General features: G+C 62.5%; 11 protein-coding genes. 7 read left to right on the plus strand and 4 right to left on the minus strand.

The genetic code is table 11. From position 1 onward, the window contains the following. The first annotated feature begins 7 nt into the window (after positions 1–7). The 5 genes from ACFOKF_RS20620 to ACFOKF_RS20640 all read left to right on the plus strand — a co-directional run bounded on the left by ACFOKF_RS20620 (position 8) and on the right by ACFOKF_RS20640 (position 11,748). Positions 8–6,955, plus strand: coding sequence for a hypothetical protein (locus tag ACFOKF_RS20620; RefSeq protein ID WP_380798379.1), 6,948 nt, complete (start codon positions 8–10; stop codon positions 6,953–6,955). Between the two features lie 153 nt (positions 6,956–7,108). Further along, the gene (locus ACFOKF_RS20625) at positions 7,109–8,014 is read left to right on the plus strand and encodes a LysR substrate-binding domain-containing protein (RefSeq protein WP_380798380.1); all 906 of its coding nucleotides are present in this window, start codon (positions 7,109–7,111) and stop codon (positions 8,012–8,014) included. Between the two features lie 151 nt (positions 8,015–8,165). Continuing rightward, a complete protein-coding gene (locus ACFOKF_RS20630; RefSeq protein ID WP_380798382.1) occupies positions 8,166–9,518 on the plus strand; it encodes an MFS transporter in 1,353 nt (450 codons plus the stop codon). Between the two features lie 29 nt (positions 9,519–9,547). Further along, the gene (locus ACFOKF_RS20635; RefSeq protein WP_380798383.1) at positions 9,548–10,441 is read left to right on the plus strand and encodes a shikimate dehydrogenase; all 894 of its coding nucleotides are present in this window, start codon (positions 9,548–9,550) and stop codon (positions 10,439–10,441) included. Further along, positions 10,438–11,748, plus strand: a complete 1,311-nt coding sequence (locus ACFOKF_RS20640) for a carbohydrate porin (RefSeq protein ID WP_380798384.1) — start codon at positions 10,438–10,440, stop codon at positions 11,746–11,748. The genes ACFOKF_RS20635 and ACFOKF_RS20640 overlap by 4 nt, the downstream gene beginning before the upstream one ends. Before the next feature lie 7 nt (positions 11,749–11,755). Here the strand turns inward: ACFOKF_RS20640 and ACFOKF_RS20645 are convergent, their stop codons facing one another. The 3 genes from ACFOKF_RS20645 to ACFOKF_RS20655 all read right to left on the minus strand — a co-directional run bounded on the left by ACFOKF_RS20645 (position 11,756) and on the right by ACFOKF_RS20655 (position 18,193). Further along, entirely contained in the window at positions 11,756–13,627 is a 1,872-nt protein-coding gene (locus ACFOKF_RS20645; RefSeq protein ID WP_380798385.1) for a bifunctional sugar phosphate isomerase/epimerase/4-hydroxyphenylpyruvate dioxygenase family protein, read from the minus strand. 84 nt (positions 13,628–13,711) lie between these two features. Further along, positions 13,712–15,271, minus strand: coding sequence for an alpha,alpha-trehalase TreF (gene treF, locus ACFOKF_RS20650; protein WP_380798387.1), 1,560 nt, complete (start codon positions 15,269–15,271; stop codon positions 13,712–13,714). A gap of 138 nt (positions 15,272–15,409) precedes the next feature. Next, on the minus strand, positions 15,410–18,193 hold the full coding sequence (locus tag ACFOKF_RS20655; RefSeq protein ID WP_380798388.1) for a TonB-dependent receptor: 2,784 nt from the start codon (positions 18,191–18,193) through the stop codon (positions 15,410–15,412). Between the two features lie 280 nt (positions 18,194–18,473). Here ACFOKF_RS20655 and ACFOKF_RS20660 point away from each other — a divergent pair, with 280 nt between their 5' ends. Both ACFOKF_RS20660 and ACFOKF_RS20665 read left to right on the plus strand, forming a co-directional pair. Beyond that, positions 18,474–19,808, plus strand: a complete 1,335-nt coding sequence (locus ACFOKF_RS20660) for an MFS transporter (protein ID WP_380798390.1) — start codon at positions 18,474–18,476, stop codon at positions 19,806–19,808. Further along, positions 19,808–21,637 (plus strand): hypothetical protein, encoded by a 1,830-nt coding sequence (locus ACFOKF_RS20665; RefSeq protein WP_380798391.1) that lies wholly within the window; start codon positions 19,808–19,810, stop codon positions 21,635–21,637. Before ACFOKF_RS20660 ends, ACFOKF_RS20665 begins: the two co-directional genes overlap by 1 nt. Positions 21,638–21,639: 2 nt before the next feature. On the opposite strand, the gene ACFOKF_RS20670 is transcribed toward ACFOKF_RS20665, so the two are convergent. Next, positions 21,640–23,823 carry a TonB-dependent siderophore receptor gene (locus ACFOKF_RS20670; RefSeq protein WP_380798392.1) on the minus strand — a complete coding sequence of 728 codons (2,184 nt, stop codon included), beginning with the start codon at positions 23,821–23,823 and terminating at the stop codon, positions 21,640–21,642. Positions 23,824–24,197 lie beyond the last annotated feature (374 nt).

Raw genomic sequence — 24,197 nt, forward strand, 5'->3', positions numbered from 1 at the left:
TGTGGACATGACGGACTATACGGGCGGCTCCGAAGACAATAGCTGGACCATCACGCCGAGCGACGGCAATTCCAACGTGAATGGCGGAGGCGGCACCGACAGCCTGACGGTCGACCTGTCGACCAGCACCGGCTATTATCAATATGGCTATTGGTATGGCCCGACATCCTCGGGCTATGTCTATGACTATGGCAGCGGCCAGTCCGTCTACATCAGCAATATCGAAGTCCTGACCATATTGTTCGGCAGCGGCGACAGCGAATTCAGCATCTATAACAATGCTGTTGTATCCTTCAATGGCGGCGCGGGAACCGACTATTTCCTAGGGGACTTCTCCACCAGCACAGCAAACATCAGCTTCACCCTGAACGAAACGGCGGGCACGACCTCGACCTTCGTCAATCAGGGCACGACGCTCACCAATGTCGAGCGGATCAGCGTTTCCACCGGCAGCGGCAATGACAGCATCACCGGCGGCGCGCTGGCCGATACCATTCGCGTAGGCACCGGCACCAACAGCGTCAGTGGCGGCGCAGGCAACGACACCATCTACAGCAGCGGCGTCGATACCATCAATGGCGGCGCCGATTATGACTATTGGTACGGCCAATATGGTGATCTGACCACGGCGTTGAACGTCACCGAAAGTGCCGGCGTCTACACTCTGTCCAATGGCGGCAGCGTCACTAATGTCGAAAATCTGCAACTGACCACCGGCAGCGGTAATGACAGTTTCCAGATCGCGACGTCCGGCACATTCAATGCTGGCGATGGCACGGACAGCATGACCATCAATTGGTCGGCCAGCGACAGCTATTCCCAATATGGCTATTGGTACGGCGCCGGCAGCAGCCTCTACGCCTATGATTATGCATATGGCTACAGCGTCAGCGCCTCCAATATCGAAGCGTTGACCGTCCGCTTCGGCAGTGGCGACAGCAGCTTCGCCGCCTATAATAATGCCGTGGTCGCCTTCAACGGCGGCGCTGGCAATGACAGCTTCACCGGCGACTTCTCGACCAGCACGGCGAACATCAGCTTCACCCTGAACGAGACCGCCAACGCCACGTCCACCTTTACCGGCCAGGGCTCGACCCTGACCAATGTCGAGCGCATCGACATCACCACCGGCACCGGCAATGACAGCATTACCGGCGGGTCCAGCAACGACACTATTCGCGCCGGCGCGGGCACGAACAGCGTCAATGGCGCGGCTGGCAACGACACCCTTTACAGCAGCGGTGCCGACACCGTGAATGGCGGGGCCGACTATGATTATTGGTACGGCCAATATGGCGACCTGACCACGGCACTGAATGTCACCGAAAGCGCGGGCGTCTACACCCTGTCCAACGGCGGCAGCGTCACTAATGTCGAAAATCTGCACCTGACCACCGGCACCGGCAACGACAGTTTCCAGATCGCGACGTCGGGTACGTTCAATGCCGGCGATGGCACTGACAGCATGACCATCAACTGGTCGGCCAGCGACGGCTATTCCCAATATGGCTATTGGTATGGCGCCGGTAATAGCCTTTATGCCTATGACTATGGCTATGGCTACAGTGTCAGCGCCTCCAATATCGAAGCGTTGACCGTTCGCTTCGGCAGCGGCGACGGCAGCTTCGCTGTCTACAATAATGCCGTTGTCGCCTTCAATGGCGGCGCGGGCAATGATTTGTTCACGGGAGATTTTTCGACCAGCACCGCGAATATCAGTTTCACGCTGAACGAAACGGCGGACGCCACCTCCACCTTCGTCAATCAGGGCAGCACGCTCACTAATGTCGAGAGGCTGGACGTCAGCACCGGCAGCGGCAATGACAGCATCACCGGCGGATCGCTGGTTGACACCATTCGCGCGGGCACGGGCACGAACAGCGTCAATGGCGGCGCGGGCAACGACAGCATCTACAGCAGCGGCGTCGACACCGTGAACGGCGGCGCAGACTATGACTATTGGTATGGTCAATATGGCGCTCTGACCACGGCGCTGAACGTCACCGAAAGCGCTGGCGTCTACACCCTGTCCAACGGCGGCAGCATTTCCAATGTCGAAAATCTGCAACTGACCACCGGCAGCGGCAATGACAGTTTCCAGATCGCCACATCGGGCACGTTCAATGCCGGCGATGGCACCGACAGCATGACAATCAACTGGTCGGCTAGCGACGGATATTCCCAATATGGTTATTGGTATGGCGCCGGCAACAGCCTCTATGCCTATGATTATGGCTATGGCTACAACGTCAGCGCCTCCAACATTGAAGCATTGACGGTTCTGTTCGGCAGCGGTGATGGCAGCTTTACCGCCTATAACAATGCTGTAGTCGCCTTTAATGGTGGCGCAGGGACTGACATGTTCTATGGCGACTTCTCCACCAGCACGGCGAATATCAGCTTCACGCTGAACCAGACGGCGGGTTCCACCTCGACCTTCGTCAATCAGGGCAGCACGCTCACCAATGTGGAGCGGATCGACGTCACCACCGGCAGCGGCAATGACAGCATCACCGCCGGCGCGCTCAATGACACGATCCGTGTAGGCAGTGGCACCAACAGCATCAATGGCGGCGCAGGCAACGATAACATCTACAGCAATGGTGTTGATACGGTCGATGGCGGTGCCGATTATGACTATTGGTATGGTCAATATGGTGATCTGACCTCGGCGTTGACCGTCACGGAAAGCGCTGGCGTCTACGCCCTGTCCAATGGTGGCAGCATTACCAATGTGGAAAATCTGCAACTGACCACTGGCAGCGGCAACGACAGTTTCCAGATCGCTACATCGGGCACTTTCAATGCCGGCGACGGCAGCGACAGCATGACCATCAACTGGTCGGCCAGCGACGGCTATTCCCAATATGGCTATTGGTATGGCGCTGGCAGTAATTCCATGTACGCCTACGACTATGGCTACGGCTACAGCGTCAACGCCCAGAATATCGAGACACTGACCGTCCTGTTCGGTAGCGGCGAAGGCAACTTCACCGCCTATGCCAACGCCGTCGTCGCGTTCAATGGCGGTGGCGGCACCGATTATTTCACCGGTGATTTCTCCACAAACACGGCCGACATCAGTTTCACGCTGAACCAGACGGCAGACGCTACCTCCACCTTCGTTGGACAGGGTACGACGCTCACCAACGTCGAGCGCATCAGCATCGAGAGCGGCGCCGGCAATGACAGCATCACCGGCGGATCGCTGCAGGATTACATCAACGGCGGCGCGGGCAATGACGTCATCGACGGCGGTGATGGCGTCGACTGGGAGCAGTTCAGCGGCGGCGTCAACGGCAATGACACGTTCAGCTTCGCATCCTCCTCCAACGCGATCACCTTCTCACTCAATACCAATCAGGGCACATGGTATGATGCCGGCAGCGGCTACGACTATATCAGTGGCTTTGAAAATCTGATCGGTTCGGCGCAGAATGATACGCTGACCGGCACGGCAACCGCCAACCGGATCGATGGCGGCGCAGGCGCGGACGCCATGATCGGTGGCGCTGGCAATGACGTCTACACCGTCGACAATGTCGGTGACGTCATCACCGAACTGGCCGGCGAAGGCACGGACGAAGTCCGCACCACGCTCGCCACCTACACCCTGGGAACCAACCTGGAGCGCTTGACCGGCCTGCTGTCGACCGGCCAGACCTTGACCGGCAACAGCGTGGCCAACATCATCACTGGCGGCAGCGGTAACGACACGCTGAATGGCGCGGCAGGAGCCGACACCATGATCGGTGGCGCGGGCAACGACACCTACATCGTCGATAATGCCGGCGACGTCGTCACGGAAGCGGCCGGGCAAGGCACGGACACCGTACGCACCGCGCTGGCGAGCTACACGCTGGCCGCCAATGTCGAAAATCTGATCGGCACCGCCGCCACGGCGCAGACGCTGACCGGCAACGGTCTGGCCAACACGATCACGACCGGCGCCGGCAATGACACGCTGAACGGTGGCGCCGGCAATGACACGCTGAACGGCGGCACCGGCGCAGACACGATGGTGGGCGGCACCGGCGACGACATCTACATCGTAGACAATGCCGGCGACGTCGTCACCGAAGCATCGGGCGCAGGCACTGACGAAGTTCGCACGACGCTGGCCACCTATACGCTCGGCGCCAATGTCGAAAATCTCACCGGCACTGCTACCACCGGCCAGACCCTGACCGGCAACAGCCTGGCCAATGTCATCACGGGCGGCAGCGGCAATGACAGCATTGACGGCGGTACTGGCGCCGACAGCATGGCTGGCGGCGCGGGCAATGATGTCTACACCGTCGACAATGCGGGCGATGTCGTTACCGAGGCATCGGGCGAAGGCACGGATGAAGTGCGTACAGCCCTGTCCAGCTATACACTCACCGCCAATGTGGAGAGGCTGACGGCCACCGGCACGACCGGGCAGACGCTGACTGGCAATAATCTGGCTAACATCATAGCCGGCACCATCGGCAACGACATCATCGACGGCGGCACTGGCGCCGACAGCATGACCGGCGGTCTTGGCAACGACATTTATTATGTCGACAATGCGAGCGACACGGTTACTGAATCGGCCGGTCAGGGGACGGATGAGATCCGCACCACGCTCGCCAGCTACACCTTGGGCGCCAATCTCGAAAATCTCACCGGCATCGCCGCCACTGGTCAGAGCCTGACCGGCAACAGCAGCGCCAATGTCATCACCGGCGGCAACGGCAATGACACGCTGAATGGCGGCACCGGGGCCGACACTATGGCGGGTGGCCTTGGCAACGACACCTATGTCGTCGACAATGTCGGCGATGTCGTGACCGAAGCCTCGGGCGAGGGCACCGATCTGATCCAGACCGCACTGGCCACTTATACGCTCGGCGCCAATGTCGAAAATCTGACTGGCACGGCCACCACCGGCCAGACGCTGACAGGCAACAGCCTGGGCAATGTCATCACTGGCGGAACCGGCGCAGATACGCTGAGCGGCCTTGCCGGAAATGACACGCTGAGCGGCGGCAATGGCAATGATCTGCTCAATGGCGGCGCCGGCAACGATGTGATGGACGGCGGTGCGGGTATCGACACGCTGACCTATGCGGATGCGACCGCCGCGGTCACGATCAGCCTGGCGCTCACGACGGCGCAGAATACTGGCGGATCGGGCAGCGACACGGTATCCAACATCGAAAACCTGATCGGATCGTCCTTCGCCGACAGCCTGACCGGCAGCAGCGCCGACAATGTCATCGATGGCGGCACGGGAGCCGACATCATGGCCGGCGGCGCGGGCAACGACACCTATTATGTCGACAATGTCGGCGACAATGTGGTGGAAGCCGACGGGGCAGGTACGGACATCATCTATTCGTCGGTGTCCTACACGCTGGCGGGCCGTATCGTCGAAACGCTGACCCTGACCGGATCGTCCAACATCGACGCCACCGGCAACGGCCGGGCCAATATCCTCAACGGCAATAGCGGCAACAACATCCTGTCGGGGCTGGACGGCAACGACACGCTGAACGGCGGCGCTGGCAACGACATGCTGGATGGCGGCGCAGGCAATGACATATTGACCGGCGGCATGGGCGACGATGTCTATATCGTCGACAGCCTCAGCGACGTCCTGACCGAACTGGCGGGGGAAGGCACGGACGAAGTTCGCACCAGCCTCGCCACCTACACGCTGGCCGCCAATGTCGAAAATCTCACCGGCACGGTGACCACCGGCCAGACGCTGATCGGCAATGTCTTGGCAAACATCATCACCGGCTCGACAGGCAACGATACGCTGAACGGCGGGACCGGTGCCGACACACTAAACGGCGGACTGGGCGACGACGTCTATTATGTCGACAACGTCCTCGACAATGTGATTGAAGCCGATGGGGCCGGCAACGACACCATCTACGCTTCGGTGAGCTACGACCTGACAGCGCGACTGGTGGAAACCCTGTCGCTCACCGGATCCGATGCCATTGACGGCATTGGCAATGGCCGCGCCAACGTCATCAACGGCAATGGCAATGGCAACAGCCTTTCGGGTCTTGGTGGAAACGACACGTTGAATGGCGGTAATGGCGCGGACATATTGAATGGCGGCGCGGGCAACGACATCTTGAATGGCGGCGCCCATACCGACACCGCCACCTACATCGACGCCACCGGCGCCGTAACCGTCAATCTGGGTATCACCACGGCCCAGAACACCGGCGGCGCGGGCACCGACACGCTCATCAGTATCGAAAAGCTGGTCGGCTCCGCCTTCAACGACACGCTGACCGGCGATGGTGGCAACAACACGCTGGACGGTGGTGCGGGCGCGGATACGCTGACTGGTGGCCTTGGCGACGACACCTATTATGTCGACAATGTGAATGACAATGTAATCGAAGCCGACAATGCCGGGTCCGATCGCATCTTCTCCTCCGTATCCTACGCCCTGACTGGCCGGATCGTCGAGTTCCTCAGCCTGACGGGCACTGCCAATATCGACGCCACCGGCAACGGGCGCGTCAATACGCTGACCGGCAATGACGGGAACAATATCCTGTCGGGCCTGGGCGGCGGCGACCGCATGCTCGGCGGCGCTGGTAACGACACGCTGATCGGCGGTGCTGGCAACGACACGCTGACGGGCGGCGACGGGGCGGATACATTCGTCTTCGACAGCGCACTGGGCTCCAGCAATGTTGACCGCATTCTCGACTATGTCGTGGCGGACGACAGCATCCAGCTGGACGATGCGATCTTCACCACCCTGTCAGCCGGCACATTGTCCGCCAACGCCTTTTACATCGGTGCAAGCGCGCATGATGCGGATGATCGGATCATCTACAACAGCAGCAATGGCGGCCTCTATTATGATGCCGACGGCAATGGCGCGGGCGCGGCGGTGCTGTTCGCGCAGATCGGCACCGGACTGGCAATGACCAATGCCGAGTTCATCGTCGGCTAATCTGGATATCAGATCGGATTTTGGAACGGCGCCGGGCACTATCGGCGCCGTTTCTTTTTTAAGGGGGGATCGTCGGTCCGGCTTTGCGCTGTTCCTTGACGCTCCACTGGAGTAGCAGAGGCGCATGCTTTCCTGCTTGGCCAAGAATACCCCATGCTGACCGTAAGACAGATAGAGATATTCCGCGCGGTGATGATTACCAAGACGGTCAACGGGGCGGCCCGCATGCTGGGCACTTCGCAGCCGGGTCTCAGCCGGATGCTGGCGCATATGGAGGACAGGCTGCGTTTTCGCCTGTTCGACCGCACCCGCGGTCGCCTCGTCCCCACGCAGGAAGCACGCATCCTGTTCGATGAAATCGAACGCATTTACAAAGGGTTCGATGACCTTGGCCATGTCATCCAGCGGCTCGCCAAGGGAGAAGATCGCACCTTCCGCGTGGGCGCATCGCCTTCGCTTGGCCATTCGGTCGTGCCGCAGATGCTGGGTCGGCTGACCGCCAACTATCCCGGCCTCACCATTCAGTTTGACATATTGTCGGTCGAGCAGGCCGGCGACTATCTGGCGCTGCAACGCGGCGAATATGCGCTGAGCGTCTTCCCGATCGACCATCCTAACATATTATCCAGCCGGATCGGCGCAGGGCGCATGGTGTGCGCCGTACCGACCAGTCACCGGCTGGCGGATCGGGAGCGGATTAGCGTCGCCGACATAGCTGGCGAACAATTGCAATCCTTTCGCCCCGACACACCCCATGGCCGCATCATCGCCGACATGTTCGCCAAAGCGGGGCTGGATCTGGACGTATCCACCTATATCCGCTTCGCCGAAACCGCCGTCGCTTTCGTCGCCAGCGGCATGGGCATTGCGCTGGTCGACAGCTTCACCGCCATGCAGCCCCATGCCGACACGGTGCGCTTCCTGGAGTTCGAAGAATCCGGATTGCTGCCGGTCTACATCAACCGGAATCTTGAATCCCCGCGCGCCATCATCGGTGAGACATTTGAGGAGATTGCCCGCAGCACGCTGATGAAGCTCCCCCGTCATGGCATAACATAAGGGCATAGAGGACAATGATTGACCTAGTGGAAATTGCGTAGGGAAAGGCCGACGGAAGCACACCCGCAGAATAGAAGCCGACAGGCCACCGGGTTGCGTAAAGTATTGGGGCGCATTGCGTCCCCCGAGAGGATGAAAGGCGTCATTGTTCATGGCCAGCTATTCCCCCACCGGAACGGTGTCGGTGCGTCCTTATGTCACGGTGGACAACGCCGCGCCGCCGGCCTCCGGCTCTCGATGGACCGCGCGTCAGATTCTGGTCGTCGCCATCTGCTTCATCCTTAACATGCTGGACGGCATGGATGTGCTGATCCTCTCCTATGTCGCGCCGGCCCTGTCCGCCGACTGGCAGGTCAGCCCCGAAAGCCTGGGCGTGGTGTTCAGCGCGGGACTTGCCGGCATGGCGGCGGGCGGCCTGCTCATCGCGCCGCTGGCCGATCGCTTCGGCCGCCGCAAGCTGATCCTTGCCTCGCTCATCATGATGGCCGCCGCGATGTTCGGATCGGGCATCGCGACGTCCATCGGCGAACTGATCGCCAGCCGTTTCATCGTGGGCATCGGCATCGGCACGGTGCTGGCCAGCATGGCGGCGCTTACGGCTGAATATGCCCCCGCCAAGCATCGCACCTTTGCTGTCGGCTTCCTCCAGGCTGGCTATCCGGTTGGCGCCACCCTCACCGGCTTTATCGTCGCCAGCCATGTCGGCACCCATGGCTGGCAGGCGATGCTGCTTGGCGCGGCGATCCTGTGCGCGGCCGCCATTCCCCTGGTCTGGCTGTTGCTGCCGGAATCGATCGCCTTCCTGTTAAGCCGCCAGCCCGCAGGCGCGCTGGACAAGGCCAATCGCCTGCTTGTCTCCATCGGCCAGCCTCGGCTGGATGCGCTGCCCGCCCGTAATGTCAGCGAAACGCAGCATGCCGGCGTGCGCGGCCTGCTGAACGAAGGACGCGCCTTCGGCACAATCCTGCTGTGGTTCGCCATCATCTTCAGCTTTATGACACTCTACTTCGTCATCAGTTGGATTCCCAAGCTGGCGATCGAGGCCGGTCTGCCCGCGACCGACGCCATCTATGCCGGGGCGATCTACAATATCGGCGCTTTCGTCGGCACATCCTCCATCGGGCTGGTCGCCATGCGCTTTGACCTGCGCAAGCTGATCCTGACTTATATGCTGCTGGCCGCCGCCGCGCTGGTGCTGTTCGGATCGGTCGCCATGCCACTTGCCGCGACACTTGCCACCGCATTTATGATTGGCGTGTTCGTGCAGGGCGGCTTCAACGGCTGTTATCCGCTCGCCGCCAGCCTCTATCCCCCTGAAGCGCGCGGCACCGGCATAGGCTGGGCCATGGGCATGGGTCGGATCGGCGCGGTGATCGGGCCGATGCTGGGCGGCTTCCTGCTGGCGGCCAAGGTGTCGCTGTCGATCATCTTCGGCATTTTTGCGGTGCCGGTGGTGCTGGCGGGCATCTGCGCCGCACTGATCCGCCTGCCCAAGGCCGACTGACGCTCCCTCATCTGAAGGACCAGAATATCATGATCCATCAACCCGTTATCGATGCGGGGCGACCCGTCGCGTCCATTCTCTGCGGTCTGATCGGCAGCGGCGTCGCCGGATCGCGCAGCCCGCAAATGCATGAAGGCGAAGCGCGCGCGCTGGGCTTGACCATGGTCTATCGCATCCTCGACGGCGAGCCGATGGGCTATGACGCCAGCGATCTGCCCCGGTTGCTGCCGATGTTTCAGGCGATGGGCTTTGACGGCCTCAACGTCACCCATCCCTTCAAGCAGGATGTGATGCCGCTGCTCGACAGCCTGTCCGACGCAGCCCGGGCGATCGGCGCAGTCAACACGATCCTGTTCGAAGACGGCAAAGCCTTTGGCGACAATACGGACTGGTCGGGCTATCGCACGCACTTCCTGGCCGGCCTTGGCGATCGACGGCGGTCGCACATCGCCCTGATCGGCGCGGGCGGCGCAGCGGCGGCGGTAGGCTATGCCCATCTCGATCTCGGTGCGGCCCGCCTGGCCATTGCCGACCCTGCGCAGGATCGCGCAGCAGCGCTGGCCGATCGCCTGGGCGCGCTGTTCCCGCGCGCGCAGGTCATCGCCACCAGCACCGCCGATGCGATCACCGGCGCGGATGGCGTGGTCCAGACCTCCCCCATCGGCATGGAAAGCCATCCCGGCCTGCCCTTCGATCCCGACCTGTTGCACCCCGACCAATGGGTATCGGACATCATCTATTTCCCGCTCCAGACGCCCCTGCTCGCTGCGGCGCAGGCAAAAGGATGCGCAACATTGAATGGCGGCGGCATGGCGGTGATGCAGGCGGCACACGCCTTTGCCCAGTTCACCGGAATCGAGCCGGACAGCGCGCGCATGCTGGCGGATTTCGCACGCGACACACAGCGCAGGGCCGCCGCATGATCGCCGACACTCCCCCCGCCCCGCCCGTCATTCTCGTCCAGCCGGTGCAGGTCGCCGCTGCCGCGACCGCACAATCGGGGCCTCCCGCCGGCCCGCAGACGCCGCCGCCCACGACGGACACCCACCCCGGCTGGCGCACGCGCCTGAAGGACAAGGGCGTCACCCTCACCTTTTCCTACGTCTCCGAAAGCGCGGCATCGATCAGCGGCGGACGCGATCAGGGCGCCGCCTACACCCAGCAATTGCTGGCGTCGGCGGTTGTCGACACCGGCAAGGCCTTCGGGCTGGACGGCGGCAAGATCATCGCCACCATCATCCATCGCAAAGGGGAGGATCTGACCGCCACCCGCATCGGCAATCTGTTCGAAGTGCAGGAATTATTCGGCGGCGGACAGGATCTGCGCCCGGCCGAACTCAGTTACGAACAGCAGTTGAACGGCGGCAAGACCGCACTGAAAATCGGCCTCTATCATACCGGGGATGATTTCGCGACGCTGCCATCGGGCTGCCAGTTCCAGAATTTCGCCTTCTGCCCGCGGCCGACGACGCTCTTCTACAATAGCGGCTTTTCGGGCTTCCCCATCCCGCGCTGGGGCGTGCGCGCCCGGCAGGAAATTGCCAGGAACCTGACCGTCACGGTGGCCGCTTTCGAAGTGAACGCCTATCGCGCGCAGACCGGCAGCGGCTGGCAACTCGCGCCCCGTTTCGACAGTTTCGTGCTGCCCGTCGAGCTGGGCTGGAAGTTCGGCCAGCAGGATGGCGGCCTGCCCGGACTGCTGCGCGTCGGCGGGCTGGTCGACACAACCGACAAGCCCGATGTGCGCGACGATGCGAACGGCAACAGCTATGCCCTGTCCGGCCTTGCCCCCGCAATACGGCAGGAACGGTGGAGCGCCTGGATCATGGGTGAAAAGATGATCGCGCGCTTTGGCTCTGGCGACCGCGGGCTGGCATTGTTCGGCACCATGACCCTATCGGACAAGCACACCGCGCGCGTCCCCTTCTTCCTGAGCGGCGGCTTCGTTGCGCGTGGGCCATGGGACAGCCGACCCAAGGATAATTTCGGCGTCGGCCTCGTCTATGCCCGCGTCAATCCGCGCATCGCCGATCGCCAGCGCGACCAACAATCGCTGGGGCAGGCAGTTGACGTTCAGACATGGGAGGCCAGCGGGGAGCTATTTTATGGCTGGCAGGCGACCCGATCGCTGCTGCTGCGACCCAATCTGCAATATATCCACCGCGTCGGCGCCACCAGCCGCTATCCCGACGCCGTGGTGGGCGGGCTAACAGTTAAACTCATTCTCTGAGCAGCGTTCAATCGATCAGGCTGTCATCGCGGAAACGGTTCTGCGCCGCCAGCCTCACCCCGGCATTGGGCGCGCCATAGCCTGTATAGGCCGGATCACGCTGCACGATTTCAAAGAAGAACAGCTTGTCGAAGGCGCGGCTGTACAGTTGCCAGAAGCCATTGCCCTCCGCATCCTCGTCATACAGGATGCCAAGCTGCGCCATGCGCGCGATCATGGCGTCGTCAAAGCCGAAACGCGCAGCCAGATCGGCATGATAATTGTCCGGGATCGCCAGCATCGCCGCCCCGCTGTCGCGCAGCGCCCGGGCGGTCGCGAAAATATCGTCGGTGGTGATCGCGATATGCTGATAGCCGCCGCCAATGCCTTGCTCCAGAAAGCGTGACGACAAGGTCTGACGCGCATCCGATGCATTGAGCGTGACCCGGAAGCCGCCATCGGGCGACTGCAATGCCTGACTGTGCACCAGACCGGACGGGTCGATCACATCCTGCGCCGCCTTCGCCTCCAGCCCGAACAGCGCACGCCAGTAAAGCTGCCAGGACAGGAATTCATCCTCATGCACCACCGCGGCCAGATGGTCGAAGCCGCGCGCATGAACGGGCGCATCCGGCTCCATGTCGAGCGCGACGAACTCCCGCGCCCACAGCCCTTCCACCTCATTATCGTCGATCAGATAGACCAGACTGCCACCAACGCCGCGCAATGCCGGCATCGCCATGCGCCCCGGCCGCCCCTCCGGGCTATAGGCGCGGATGCCCAGCGCCGCCGCACGCGCCAGCACAGCCGCCTTGTCCTTCACCCGCACGCCGATGGCGCAGATGGACGGGCCATGGGCAGCGCGATAGGCGCTGGCAAAGCCTTTCGGCTCGGCATTGATGACCAGATTGACGCCGCCCTGCCGCCAGCGCGTCACCTTCTTCTGCCGATGCTCGCCCGCCAGCGTGAAGCCCAGCGTCGCCAGCGTGCTGCCCAGTCGCGCAGATTCGACCCCATCGGCGGTAAATTCGACAAATTCGGCCGCCAGCACAGGTTGCGGCGCGGGCATGGTCGTTTCGAGGCCCAACTGGCGCAGCGCAGCATCGCGCACATAGTTTAGCGAACGATGCCCGTCCTCCGCCACCAACGTCGCGCTGTTCGACCGGAAACGATCATTGAAGATTTCCAGCGAAAATGGCCCGTCATAGCCGGTCCGCAAAATCTCCGCGACATAGCTATCGACATCCAGCCCGCCCTGCCCCGGCAGATTGCGGAAATGGCGGCTCCAATAGAGCAGGTCCATGTCCAGCAACGGCGCATCGGCCAGTTGCACGAAGACGATCTTGTCGCCGCGTATCTGGCTGATGCTCTCGCTCGGTATCTTGCGCGACAGCGAATGGTAACTGTCCAGAATGATGCCGATATTGGGATGGTCGACTTGTTCCACGATCGACCAGACGTCGCGATGGTCAAACACATGGCGGCCCCAGGCCAGCGCCTCATAACCGGCCAGGATGCCGCGCTTCGCCGCCCGTTCGCCCAGTTCGCGGAAATCATCGACAATCCGCGCCCGCTCGCCCAGCGACACCGGCGAACAGTTGGAGCAGACGAGGATGCGATCCGCTCCTAATTCTCCCATCAGGTCGAACTTGCGTTCGGCGCGATCCATGGCGCGCTGGCGCAGATGGCCCGGCATCCCTTCAAAATCGCGGAACGGCTGATAGAGCATGCAGGCCAGGCCCAGATCGTCCAGCATCCCCCGCACGGCGCGCGGCGACAGCGACGATCCGATCAGGTCATTCTCGAAAATCTCGACCCCGGCAAAGCCGGCCGCAGCGGCGGCGCGCAGCTTTTCCTCCAGCGTGCCGCTGAGCGAAACCGTGGCGATGGCGTTGGACATGATGAACCTCCTGCTGGATCGCCATCATCCCATGTCGGCCCCAACCGGATAAGCCGTGCCGACTGCCCGACCCATGCCTTAACGTTATGGATTATCTGATGGCGTCAGCGCCGGATAGCGCTCCAGGATCGCGCGGGTCACGCCGTTGGTCCAGCCAAAGCCGTCCTGCAACGGATATTCTCCGCCGCCGCCGGGCCGATGCTGCTCCACATCATATTTTTCCAGCATCTTGCCGGTGGATCGAAAGGCGGTGTCGACCGTGCGCACCCATCCCGCCGCGATGGTCCGCGCCAGTTGCGCTTCGCCATAGCGCTCCAATCCTGCAATCGCGATCCATTGCAGCGGCGCCCAGCCATTGGGCCGGTCCCATTGCTGGCCGCTCTCGATTTCTGTCGTGCGCAACCCGCCCGACGCCACCAGTCGGGCGCGCACGGTGCGCGCCACTTTGGCCGCCTGCACCTTGTCCGCCATGCCAACGAACAGGGGGTAGAGCGTGGCCGCCGACAGGATCGCCGTGGGCCGACCTGTCACCCGGTCCCAATCGGCAAAGCGCCCGTCCCGCGCCACCCAAAGGTAGCGATCAATCGCCCGCTCTCTCTGGACCGAAGCCCGGTCATAATCATCAGCACAGGCTTCGTCCCCCGCCGCGCGGCAGCGCCGGGCGATGTTTCGCTCCATTGCCCAGAGCAGACTGTTAAGGTCGATCGGGACGATGTCGGTGGTGCGGATCGTCGCCAGCCGCGCCGGATCGGCGAGCCAGCGGGAAGAAAAATCCCATCCGCTTTCCGCCCCAGCACGCAAATGGCGATAGATTTCCGCACGCGGCCGGTTGCTTTCCCGCGCGGTTGCGACATCCTCCGCCCAGCTTTCGTCGCGCGGGTCATCCCTGTCGTCCCAATAGCGGTTGAGCAGGCTGCCATCGGGCATGCGCACCACACGCCGCGCTGCGCCGTCCTTTTGTGCCGTCTCGCTTTCCGCCATCCAGAAACGATGTTCCGCCCGCAGCGCCGCCAGGTGCCGCGCCCCGCTCGCCGGATTAGCATCGCCGGCCAGATCGATCATCTGCGACAGGAAGGGCGGCTGCGACCGACTGAGATAATAGGTCCGCGTGCCGTTAGGAATATGGCCATAGCGATCAATCAGGCTTTCAAAATTGGCCAGCATCGACGCGATCAGCGCATCCTGCCCGTCGGCCTTCAGCCCCAGCATGGTGAAATAGCTGTCCCAATAATAGATTTCGCGAAACCGCCCGCCAGGCACGACATAGGGCGCAGGCAGCGCCAGCGCGCTCGATCCGGCCGCCGGCTCCAGCGCCGGCCGGGTCAGTTGCGGCCACAGCGCGCGAATATGCCCGGTCAATGTCTTCTGCGCAGGCGCGGCCTCCCCCGGCACATCGAAATGGCGCAGGACAAAGGCATGCAACGCGTCCTTGTCGCGGGGCGCATCCCTGCGATAGGCGGCCATGATCGCGTCGGGCGCCTCACGCGGCGTCGCGTCCACAAAGCTCTTCCCGTCGGGAAACACGCGCTGCGCCTGCACCGCTTCAAACAGGGGACCATATATGTCCTGCGGACTGGGCGGCAACGGCGCCTGCGCACTGCACAGCAGGGCGGCGATCAGGGGCAAGAGGATTTTGCGGGTCATGCCCGGTCAATGGCATGGCCCGCGCCATGGTTCCGAGCGCTGAAGAAGATCAGCCATTCTTCACCAAAAAAATACGCCGGCCGCCCATTTGGGCAACCGGCGCGGGGCGCATTCAGCCTCCAGGGAGGGAGGAAAGGATCAGAAGCTGTAGCGCACGCCTAAGTTGAATTGGCGACCGCTGTGCGTCAGCACATTCAGGCGGTTGGTTTCGTCGACAAACTGGTCATTCTTGGTATCGGTGATGTTGATCGCCTCGATGCTCACCTTCATTTTTTCGGTGATGTTGTAGCTGGCCTGGGCGTCGACGTTCAGCGTGCTGTTGGTCCCGTTATAGGCATTGCCTTCGGTGCCCGGCACGGCAGTCAGATATTTGGAACGATAGGCCACCGATCCGCGGATCTGGAACTTCTTGTCCTCATAATAGAGGGTGGCGTTGGCGGCCTGCTTGGACAGGCCGACCAGCGGAGCCGTAACCGACGTCGCGCCATTGGCGGAGGTCAGATATTCGATGTTGGACTTCACATAGGTATAGTTGGCCATCACGCCGAAATTGGCCAATATGCCGGGCAGGAAGCTGAAGGGCTGCTGCACGTTGATTTCGAAGCCCTTCAGGATACCGCCATCCGAATTGACCGGCTGGCTGACGATGAAGATGTCGGTGGGCGACGCCGTCGTGCCATTCAGCAACGCATCGGGCAGGCCCAGGCTGCTATAGGGCACGCCCACGCTGAGCGTCTGGGCGAAGCTGCCAATATCCTTGCGGAAGGCGGACACGGCATAGATGGCGCCCGGCATCGGATACCATTCGATCGACGCATCCAGATTTTTCGACGATGTGGGTTTCAGGTCCGGGTTGCCCGAACTGAAGCTGCGGTTGCCGCCCGATACGTTCAGGTTGCCGCCCGGCGTCAGCGAAGCGATGCCCGCGCGGGCCAGCGTCTTTGCGGCGGCGAAGCGGACCTGCAAATTATCGGTGATGTTGCCGACCAGATTGAACGACGGCAGCCAGCGCTTGTAGCTGCGATCGGCCGTCACCAGATTGATCGCCGTACCCTGGCTGGCATAGCCGCTGGAAAACTGGTCGGTCTTCACATAGCGCAGGCCAATGTCGCCACGGATCGGCACCCCGGCAATATCCTGCAAGTTGAACTGGGTCATGCCCCAGACGCCGGTATCCTCTTCGGTCACATTGATATAGGAGCCGCGCGCCGTTGCATTCTCGATCCCGCCGGTGGCGTAGAGCGGATTGCTGTAAATGCCGCCCTGTTCGATGAAGGCGTTGAGGTCGGGCACGATCCAGGCGGTCGGCGTGCCGGCGGGGATGTTCAGCCCCTTGCCAAAGCCCGAATAGAGGGTGGTCATGCCGGCCAGTTGCGCGGCGGTCAGCGGCGCGATGACGCTTTCGCCCGACAGGCGGCGGCGTTCGGTCGAGTCATATTCGAACTTGCGCCAGTCCAGCCCCGCCTTGAAGGTGATGCCATCAATCGCTTCCCATTCCACATGGCCCTTGGCGGTGGTGAAGGCGTTGCTCACCGTCTGCGGGCGGATGCGGACTTCCGACGTGCCGTTGATGAAGCTCCAGGTGGCCGGATTGGCAACGTCCACGCCCGGCGAGATCATCGGGAAGCGGCTGGAGAAATCATATTGGTAATTGCCGGTGTTGATCGCGTCGATCGTCACCGTGGTCTGGATCGGATTGGTGAATTCCGAACTGGCGTAGCCGCCCATCGCAAAGACTTTCAGTCGATCGGTGAACTCATGCTCGACCGATCCCGTAACCTGATAAAATTCGGTTTTCAGCACATCATAACGCGCTTGCGATCGCAGATCGACATTGTCGAACGTGCCGCTGACGATGTTGTTATTGTCGTCCACCACACCATCGCGGATGATGGTCTGCGGCTTGCCGGTGCCCGACCGGCTGAAGCTGATCGCCTGCAACTGCGCTTCCTTGCGCGTGCCGTCCAGCCGCGAATAGAGGCCGTCGATCGACAGCAGGGTGCGATCTGTCGGCTTGAACTGGACCGATCCGGCCGCGCCCAGCCGCTTTTGCGAAATATCATAGCTGACCAGACCCGGAATGCGCGGATGGAACAGCGCGGTGTCCGGGTTGCTGTCGTTGATCTGGCCGATCGTGTAGCCGGGCAGGGTCGACGCCGCATTGAAGCCGCCGTTGAACCCGCCATAGGTCCAGCGGGTGATGTTCGCGCCTTCTTCCTTGATCTTGCGTTCTTCATAGGCGACCGACAGCAGCACGCCGAAACGGCCGTCGTCGGTCTGGGTCGCGACCAGCCCGGACAGGCGCGGCGTCGTCTTTTCGCTCAGGTCGTTGTAGCTCGCGGCGGCGGAGAGAACCGCCGTGGGCTTCTTGTAATCGAGCGGGCGCGAAGTCTGGAGGTCGACCGTGCCGCCCAGCGAGCCTTCCTCGACATCGGCGGTCGCGGTCTTGCGCACCGACAGGTTGCTGAAGAGGTCGGACGAGAAGATGTTGAAGTCGAAGCCGCGCCCCCGGTTCACGCCGCCCGAATTGTCGGTGCCGCCGGTGGTGCCGATCGCCTCCATGCCATTGATGCGCACGCGGGTATATTCGGCGCCCAGACCACGTACGGAGATGTTGCGGCCCTCACCATTGACGCGGCTGATCGCCACGCCGGGAATGCGCTGGAGCGATTCCGCAAGGTTCAGGTCAGGAAATTCGGCAATATCCTCCGCCTTGATCGCATCGACCGTAGCGGTTTCGTTGCGCTTGACCGCCAGCGCATTGTTCAGGCTGGCGCGGAAACCGGTGACGACGATGTCGGCGACGGGGGCATCGTCCTGCGGCGGGGCCTGCTCCTGCGCCAGCGCATGGGGCGCAAAGAGCAGCGCGACGGCGGCGCTGGACAGGCTCAGGCAGGATTTCAGTCGACGGGTGCCATTCATGGCCTTCTCACTCCCCTAATCATCATGCCCGGCGTCGGCGCCGGGTCGGTCACTCTTGGATAGACCCGCAAAGTGGCGATATGCCAACCTCAATCCGGCATGAATCGATGCACATCTTGCACTGATTGCAAATGGACACCGGTGGTCAACTGCATATTATGCCAAGAAATAGCTTGATCATGCCGCATTTGGACTTGGACCAAAGCCCTTCCTCGGGTTAGCCTTTTCCTCCAGACCCTTGACCGCTTCGACAGACGGGCGGCGCCAGCAGGAGAGTGTTTTGACCCAGGCCGCCGCCCTATCGACCAGCCAGCGTCCAACCCATGTGCGCCATCGCATCATAGCATTGATCTTCCTGATCACCTCGATCAACTATGCCGATCGCGCAACCTTCTCCATCGCCGGCAATGCCGCCAGCGGCGAACTGGGCCTGTCGCCGGTGCAGACCGGCTTCATCCTGTCCGCCTTCGCCTGGGCCTATGTGCTGGCGCAAATTCCCGGCGGCGCATTGCTCGATCGGTTCGGCACCAAGAAAATCTATGCCGGCGCAATCGCCATCTGGTCGCTCTTCACCGCCGTTCAGGGCACCGTCGGCCTGATCGCCGGCCTGCCGGTGGTGGCGACGCTGTTTGCGCTGCGCTTTCTGGTGGGCGCGGCGGAAGCGCCCTCCTTTCCCGGCAACGCCCGACTGGTCGCAGCATGGTTCCCCGGTGCGGAGCGCGGCACCGCGTCCGCCATTTTCAACAGCGCGCAATATTTCTCGCTCGTCGCCTTTGCGCCGCTGATGGGCTGGCTGGTCCACAGCTTTGGCTGGCGGTCGGTCTTCTGGGTCATGGGCGCGCTGGGACTGGTGGCGACCGCGCTTTTCCTGCGCTTCATCCACAGCCCCGCCCGGCACCCGTCGATCAACGGGGCGGAACTGGCGCATATCGAGGCAGGCGGCGGCCTCATCCACATGGAGGATGCCGGCGCCAACGCAAGCCGCACGCCCACCTTCACCTGGCCCAATGTGCGTCAGCTGCTGGCCAACCGGATGATGCTGGGCATTTATCTCGGCCAATATTGCATCAATGTCCTGACCTATTTCTTTGTCACCTGGTTCCCCATCTATCTGGTCAAGGAACGCGGCCTCAACATCATGGAGGCAGGCTTTGCCGCCGCTGCGCCGGCGCTGTGCGGCTTTGCCGGCGGCCTCGTGGGCGGCTTCGCTTCCGACTTCATCCTGCGCCGCACCGGATCGATCGATCTGGCGCGCAAGGGGCCGCTGATCGTCGGCATGGTGCTGGCGACGCTGATCATCGCCTGCGTCTGGGTGGAGGCCGAATGGCTGGTCGTGACCCTGATGGCGATCGCCTTCTTCGGCAAGGGCATCGCCTCGCTCGGCTGGGCGGTGATGGCGGACGTCGCGCCCAAGCAACTGGCTGGCCTGTCGGGCGGCGTGTTCAACATGTTCGGGAACATGGCCGGCATCGTCACCCCGATCGTCGTGGGCTATATCGTCGCCGTCACCGGCTCTTTCGACCTGGCCCTGGTGTTCGTGGGCGCCCATTGCCTGCTCACCATCTTCGCCTTCACCGTGATCGTCGGGCCGATCCGCCGGCTGGAGCTGGCCTGATGCACATCGATCGCCGGCATTTTCTGGGCGTCGCCGCCGCCGCCACCGTCGCCCTTCCCGCTCAGGCCCGCACGCAGCCTGCCACCTTGATCGCCGCCACGCCGATGGCGGCCCCGACATGGGCCACGCTCCAGCGCCAGTTGCTGGACGCCAACGCCGCCGCCTGCGAAGCCTTCTACGCCGCCTATGTTGATCGGCGCGACCAGCTGAAAGTGTTCGAACGATGGGGCGCCAATGATGGGCCGGACGATGCGGCCGAAGCGACCAACGACTGGTTCCTGCTCCACGCGCTGGGCGGCAGCGACCGCATCAAAACGCTGGCCGACCGCTTCTGGGAAGGGCATTTACGCCAGTTCACCGCCGCCCGTACGACCGATGTGCCGATCGCGCGGCAGGGCATGTACCACCGCGAATTTCCGGTACAGATGGACTGGCAGCATAATGCGGAGGGGCTGACCAGCTTCAACGTCATGGGCCTGTCCATGCCCCGCGACGCCCGGCTGCTGGCGCGCACCCGCCGCTATGCCGATTTCTACACCGGCCGCGATCCCGCCGTCCACAATTACGACCCCCAGCGCCGCATGATCCGCAGCCTGCTCAACGGCAGCCGCGGCCCGATGCTGCGACAGGCCACACCGCTCGACTGGGCCGGCGATCCGTTCGATCCCACGCCCTTCCACATGGAGCATGGCGAGCGCAACTATCAGGAAACGCTCGACCATTATGCCGAATATGGCGATGTCGTCGGCGACAATCCCCTCAATCTTCAGGCGACGACGCTGGGCCTCAACGCCTATGCGCTGGGCGGCGGCGATCGTTTCCGCGCCTGGGCGCTCGACTATCTGTCCGCCTGGGCGGAGCGCGCCGCGCGCAATGACGATATTCTGCCCAGCCATGTCCGCCCCGACGGCACGGTCGGGGACGATTGGTGGCGCGGCGTCTATGGCTGGGGCTTTTCCCCCCGCGTGCCGCAAACCGGGGTGCGCGAAAATCGCAATCGCGTGTCCCGCTCCATCACCGCCTTCATGGGTGGGCTGCTGATGAGCGGCGACATGGCCTATATCGACCTGTGGCGGCGGCAGGCCGACCGGCTCAACAATGCCTCCCGCCTGATCGATGGCGTCATGAGCGCCCCCACCATGTATGGGGCCGAAGGCTGGTATGGCTGGAAGCCCGGCCCGGTGCGCACCAATGGCTTTGAAATCTGGTATATGACGCAAAAGCCGCAGGATCGCGCCAACGCCGGCGATGATCCATGGATCGCCTTTCTGGAGGGGCGCAATCCTGCCTATCCCGAACAGGCGCTTGGTGCGGATCTCAAGCGCGTGGCCGACCGCGTCGCCGCGCGACAGGCCGACACCACCACGCCGCAGACCCGGCTCGCCGACTGGCCGATCGACATCAACCCCGCCAGCGTCAAGGCGCTGGTCCAGCTGATGACCGGCGGCCTGCACATCGCGCGCCCGCCCTGGTCGAAAACCTCGCCGCCACAGGGCGGCGTGCCGCTCCATTGCCGGCTGCGCTATTTCGATCCGGCGGCGCGGCGCGCGGGCGTTCCCGCCGATGTGAGCGCGCTGGTTCACAGCATGAGTGACGGGCAGACCGACGTGACGCTCATCAACATCGGCCAACGCCCGCGCAGCGTCACGATACAGGGCGGCGCCTATGCCGAACATCGTATCGACACGGTGACGCTGGACGGCCGCACCATGGCTATCAACGGCCGCGACATGACCATAAGACTGGAGCCGGGATGCGGCGCGCGCCTGACCATCGCCATGACGCGCTTCGCCAACCGGCCCGCACTCGCCTTCCCCTGGGATCGATGACCCTACAGGCGTGCGCGCAACGTCGCCATCACGTTGCGCGGGTCGCCATAGGCGTCGACCGAGCCCCAGCGAATGTCATAGCCCACCGCTTTGTAATAAGTGCTGTCGAACACATTGTTGACGTTCACCTGGAGGTCGACGCGCGGGTTGATCTTCACCGCCGCCATCAGGTCCGCGACGGCATAGGCGCGCTGCTCGACCAGGAAGGGGACATTGTTGAAATTACTCCCCCGCAGACTCTGATTATAGATGCGGCTTTGCCAGTGGAGCGACGCCCCCACCCGGAAGCGGTCCAACCTCCCCGGCAAGGTGTAAAAGGATGACAGCTTCACGATATGCGCCGGATAATCGGTGTCGAACACCCGGCTTTCATTGGTGGGGTTGATCCCCTCGACATAGCGGGCACGGACATAGGACCAGCCAGCCGACAGCTGCCATCCGGCCAGCGGTTCGCCCTGCACTTCGGCCTCCACGCCCTTGCTGCGCACCAGCCCCGCCGCCACCGAACAGGAACTGGCCGGGAAGCTGGGGCATCCGCTCTGGTCGGTCGGCACGATCGCCCGGTTGGTCTGGTCGACCTGGAACAGGGCGATCGTCGCATTGACCCGCCCGTCCAGATATTCGCCCTTCAGCCCGACCTCATAATTTTTGCCCAGGATCGGGGCCAATATCTGCTGCGATCCCACATCGGCGGCAAAGCCCTTGGCGCTCTGCGGCTGGAACACATCGGTATAGCTGGCATAAAGGGTGTGATGCCGGTCCAAGTCCAACAGCACGCCGGCATAAAGCGTCTTGTGCGCATTCACCCGATAATCGCCGGTTGCCGCCGTGACATTGTCATAATCATACCAGTCGAGCCGCCCGCCCACTATGATCTTCAGCGGATCGGCCGGGTTCAACCGCACCGATGCATAGGCGCCTTTCTGGGTAATGATGTTGCGACTGGCCGTGGTCGCGCGGAAATCCGGCCGCGCCATCGCCGCAGGATCGAAATTGAAGATATCGATCGTGCCGGCCACCACGCCGCTGGGCGAATAATTTTGCGTGATCGTATCCGTCTCGCGCCAGCTCGCCCCCAATATGATGTCATGCTTGCGCCCCAGCAGCGTCAGCGGGCCGCCGGCATAGAGGTCCACACCCGCCTGATTTTCCTTATAGCTCGCCTGATAGATGCTCTGCGTCAGCGACAGGTCGGTATCGCGGCGATAGATGTAGGAGCCGGAGAAAATGGCGTCCTGCCATGTCTTCATCCCCGCCACCCGGACCTGCCAGTCACTGCCCAGATTCTGGCGGATTTCGCCAAACAGGCTGTTGGCCTTCTGCCATTTACCCTCCCAGTCGTTGGACGGACGGATGGAGCGCGGCAGGTCCAGATGCGCGCCGGTGGCGCTCAGCGGCAGGCCGCCCCAGAAGCTGTTGTAGAAATCATCCTGATGCGTCGCGCCGATCATCAGCAACGTGTCCGGCCCGACATCATATTCGGCGATGGCGTGGATCAGCCCGCGATGGATTTTCTCGCCATCGCGAAAACTGCTGCTGTCCTGATAGCTGCCGATAGTGCGCACGCGCAGCGTTCCATCGTCATTGACCGGCCCGCCCATGTCGATTTCGCCGCGATAATTGTCCCAACTGCCCGCCGCCGCCGTCAGGTCCATGTGGAAGGCGCGTTGCGGCCGCTTGCGCACCATGTTGATCGCAGCGGACGGATTGCCGCTGCCGGTGATCAGGCCCGTGGCCCCGCGCACCACCTCCACCCGGTCGAAAATCGCCAGGTTGGCCTGCAAGCCAACGACATGCCCCTGATAGCGGCTGGGCAAGCCATCATACATGATATTGTCAATGTCGAAGCCGCGCGCATTGAACGCCGGCCGCCCTGGGCCATTGCCGCTGTTCAGGAACAGGCCGGGCGTGAATTTCACCACGTCGGTCACATTGATCATCTGCAAATCGTCCAGCCGCTGGCGCGTGACGATCGTTACCGACTGCGGCGTTTCACGCAGGGTCAGCGGCAATTTGGTCGCAGTCTTGCTGGATTTGGCGGTATAGCTGCCAGTTCCTTCGGTCGCTTCCTCGCGCAGCCCGGTGACGATGATGGCGTCGCGCGTGGGCTCCTCGACCGATCCAGCGTCACTTGGCGCAGTAGAAGCGGCGCCGGCGGCAGCCAGCAGCAACAATGGTATCGACATGGTCATTCTCCCCTTTTCCCGGGGAGAGCCGATACGGCCGTCATTTTCAGATTGCAAATGATTCGCAATATTATTTAACGTGCTCAAGCGGCATATCGAGTAACCGCCTTCCAATGTTGGATTTTTGTCGATCTACCTTGCCTGATGACACTGCCCGATCCCTTTGCTGCCATCGCCCCCATCATAACGCAGCCATTGCCAGTGATGCATCCTTGTCGCCTGACTGTCGCATCAATGGCGCGCATATGTCGCTCCGGTGTCGTCTCGCTGTCGCGTTGGTGTCGCCTCACTGACGCTTTGGGTAAAAAACCGGCACAAGAGGCCCTGCAACGGTGTGAACTTCGGCTGTCGCATCGTACGCAGGACGACCCATG

The sequence above is a fragment of the Sphingobium rhizovicinum genome, assembly GCF_042647625.1.
Lineage (GTDB): Bacteria > Pseudomonadota > Alphaproteobacteria > Sphingomonadales > Sphingomonadaceae > Sphingobium > Sphingobium rhizovicinum.

Bases quoted from the DNA above. Each gene is read 5' to 3' on its own strand.
- ACFOKF_RS20620 (WP_380798379.1), top strand. From the start codon at position 8: ATGACGGACTATACGGGCGGCTCCGAAGACAATAGCTGGACCATCACG.
- ACFOKF_RS20625 (WP_380798380.1), top strand. From the start codon at position 7,109: ATGCTGACCGTAAGACAGATAGAGATATTCCGCGCGGTGATGATTACC.
- ACFOKF_RS20630 (WP_380798382.1), top strand. From the start codon at position 8,166: ATGGCCAGCTATTCCCCCACCGGAACGGTGTCGGTGCGTCCTTATGTC.
- ACFOKF_RS20635 (WP_380798383.1), top strand. From the start codon at position 9,548: ATGATCCATCAACCCGTTATCGATGCGGGGCGACCCGTCGCGTCCATT.
- ACFOKF_RS20640 (WP_380798384.1), top strand. From the start codon at position 10,438: ATGATCGCCGACACTCCCCCCGCCCCGCCCGTCATTCTCGTCCAGCCG.
- ACFOKF_RS20645 (WP_380798385.1), bottom strand. From the start codon at position 13,627: ATGTCCAACGCCATCGCCACGGTTTCGCTCAGCGGCACGCTGGAGGAA.
- treF (WP_380798387.1), bottom strand. From the start codon at position 15,271: ATGACCCGCAAAATCCTCTTGCCCCTGATCGCCGCCCTGCTGTGCAGT.
- ACFOKF_RS20655 (WP_380798388.1), bottom strand. From the start codon at position 18,193: ATGAATGGCACCCGTCGACTGAAATCCTGCCTGAGCCTGTCCAGCGCC.
- ACFOKF_RS20665 (WP_380798391.1), top strand. From the start codon at position 19,808: ATGCACATCGATCGCCGGCATTTTCTGGGCGTCGCCGCCGCCGCCACC.
- ACFOKF_RS20670 (WP_380798392.1), bottom strand. From the start codon at position 23,823: ATGTCGATACCATTGTTGCTGCTGGCTGCCGCCGGCGCCGCTTCTACT.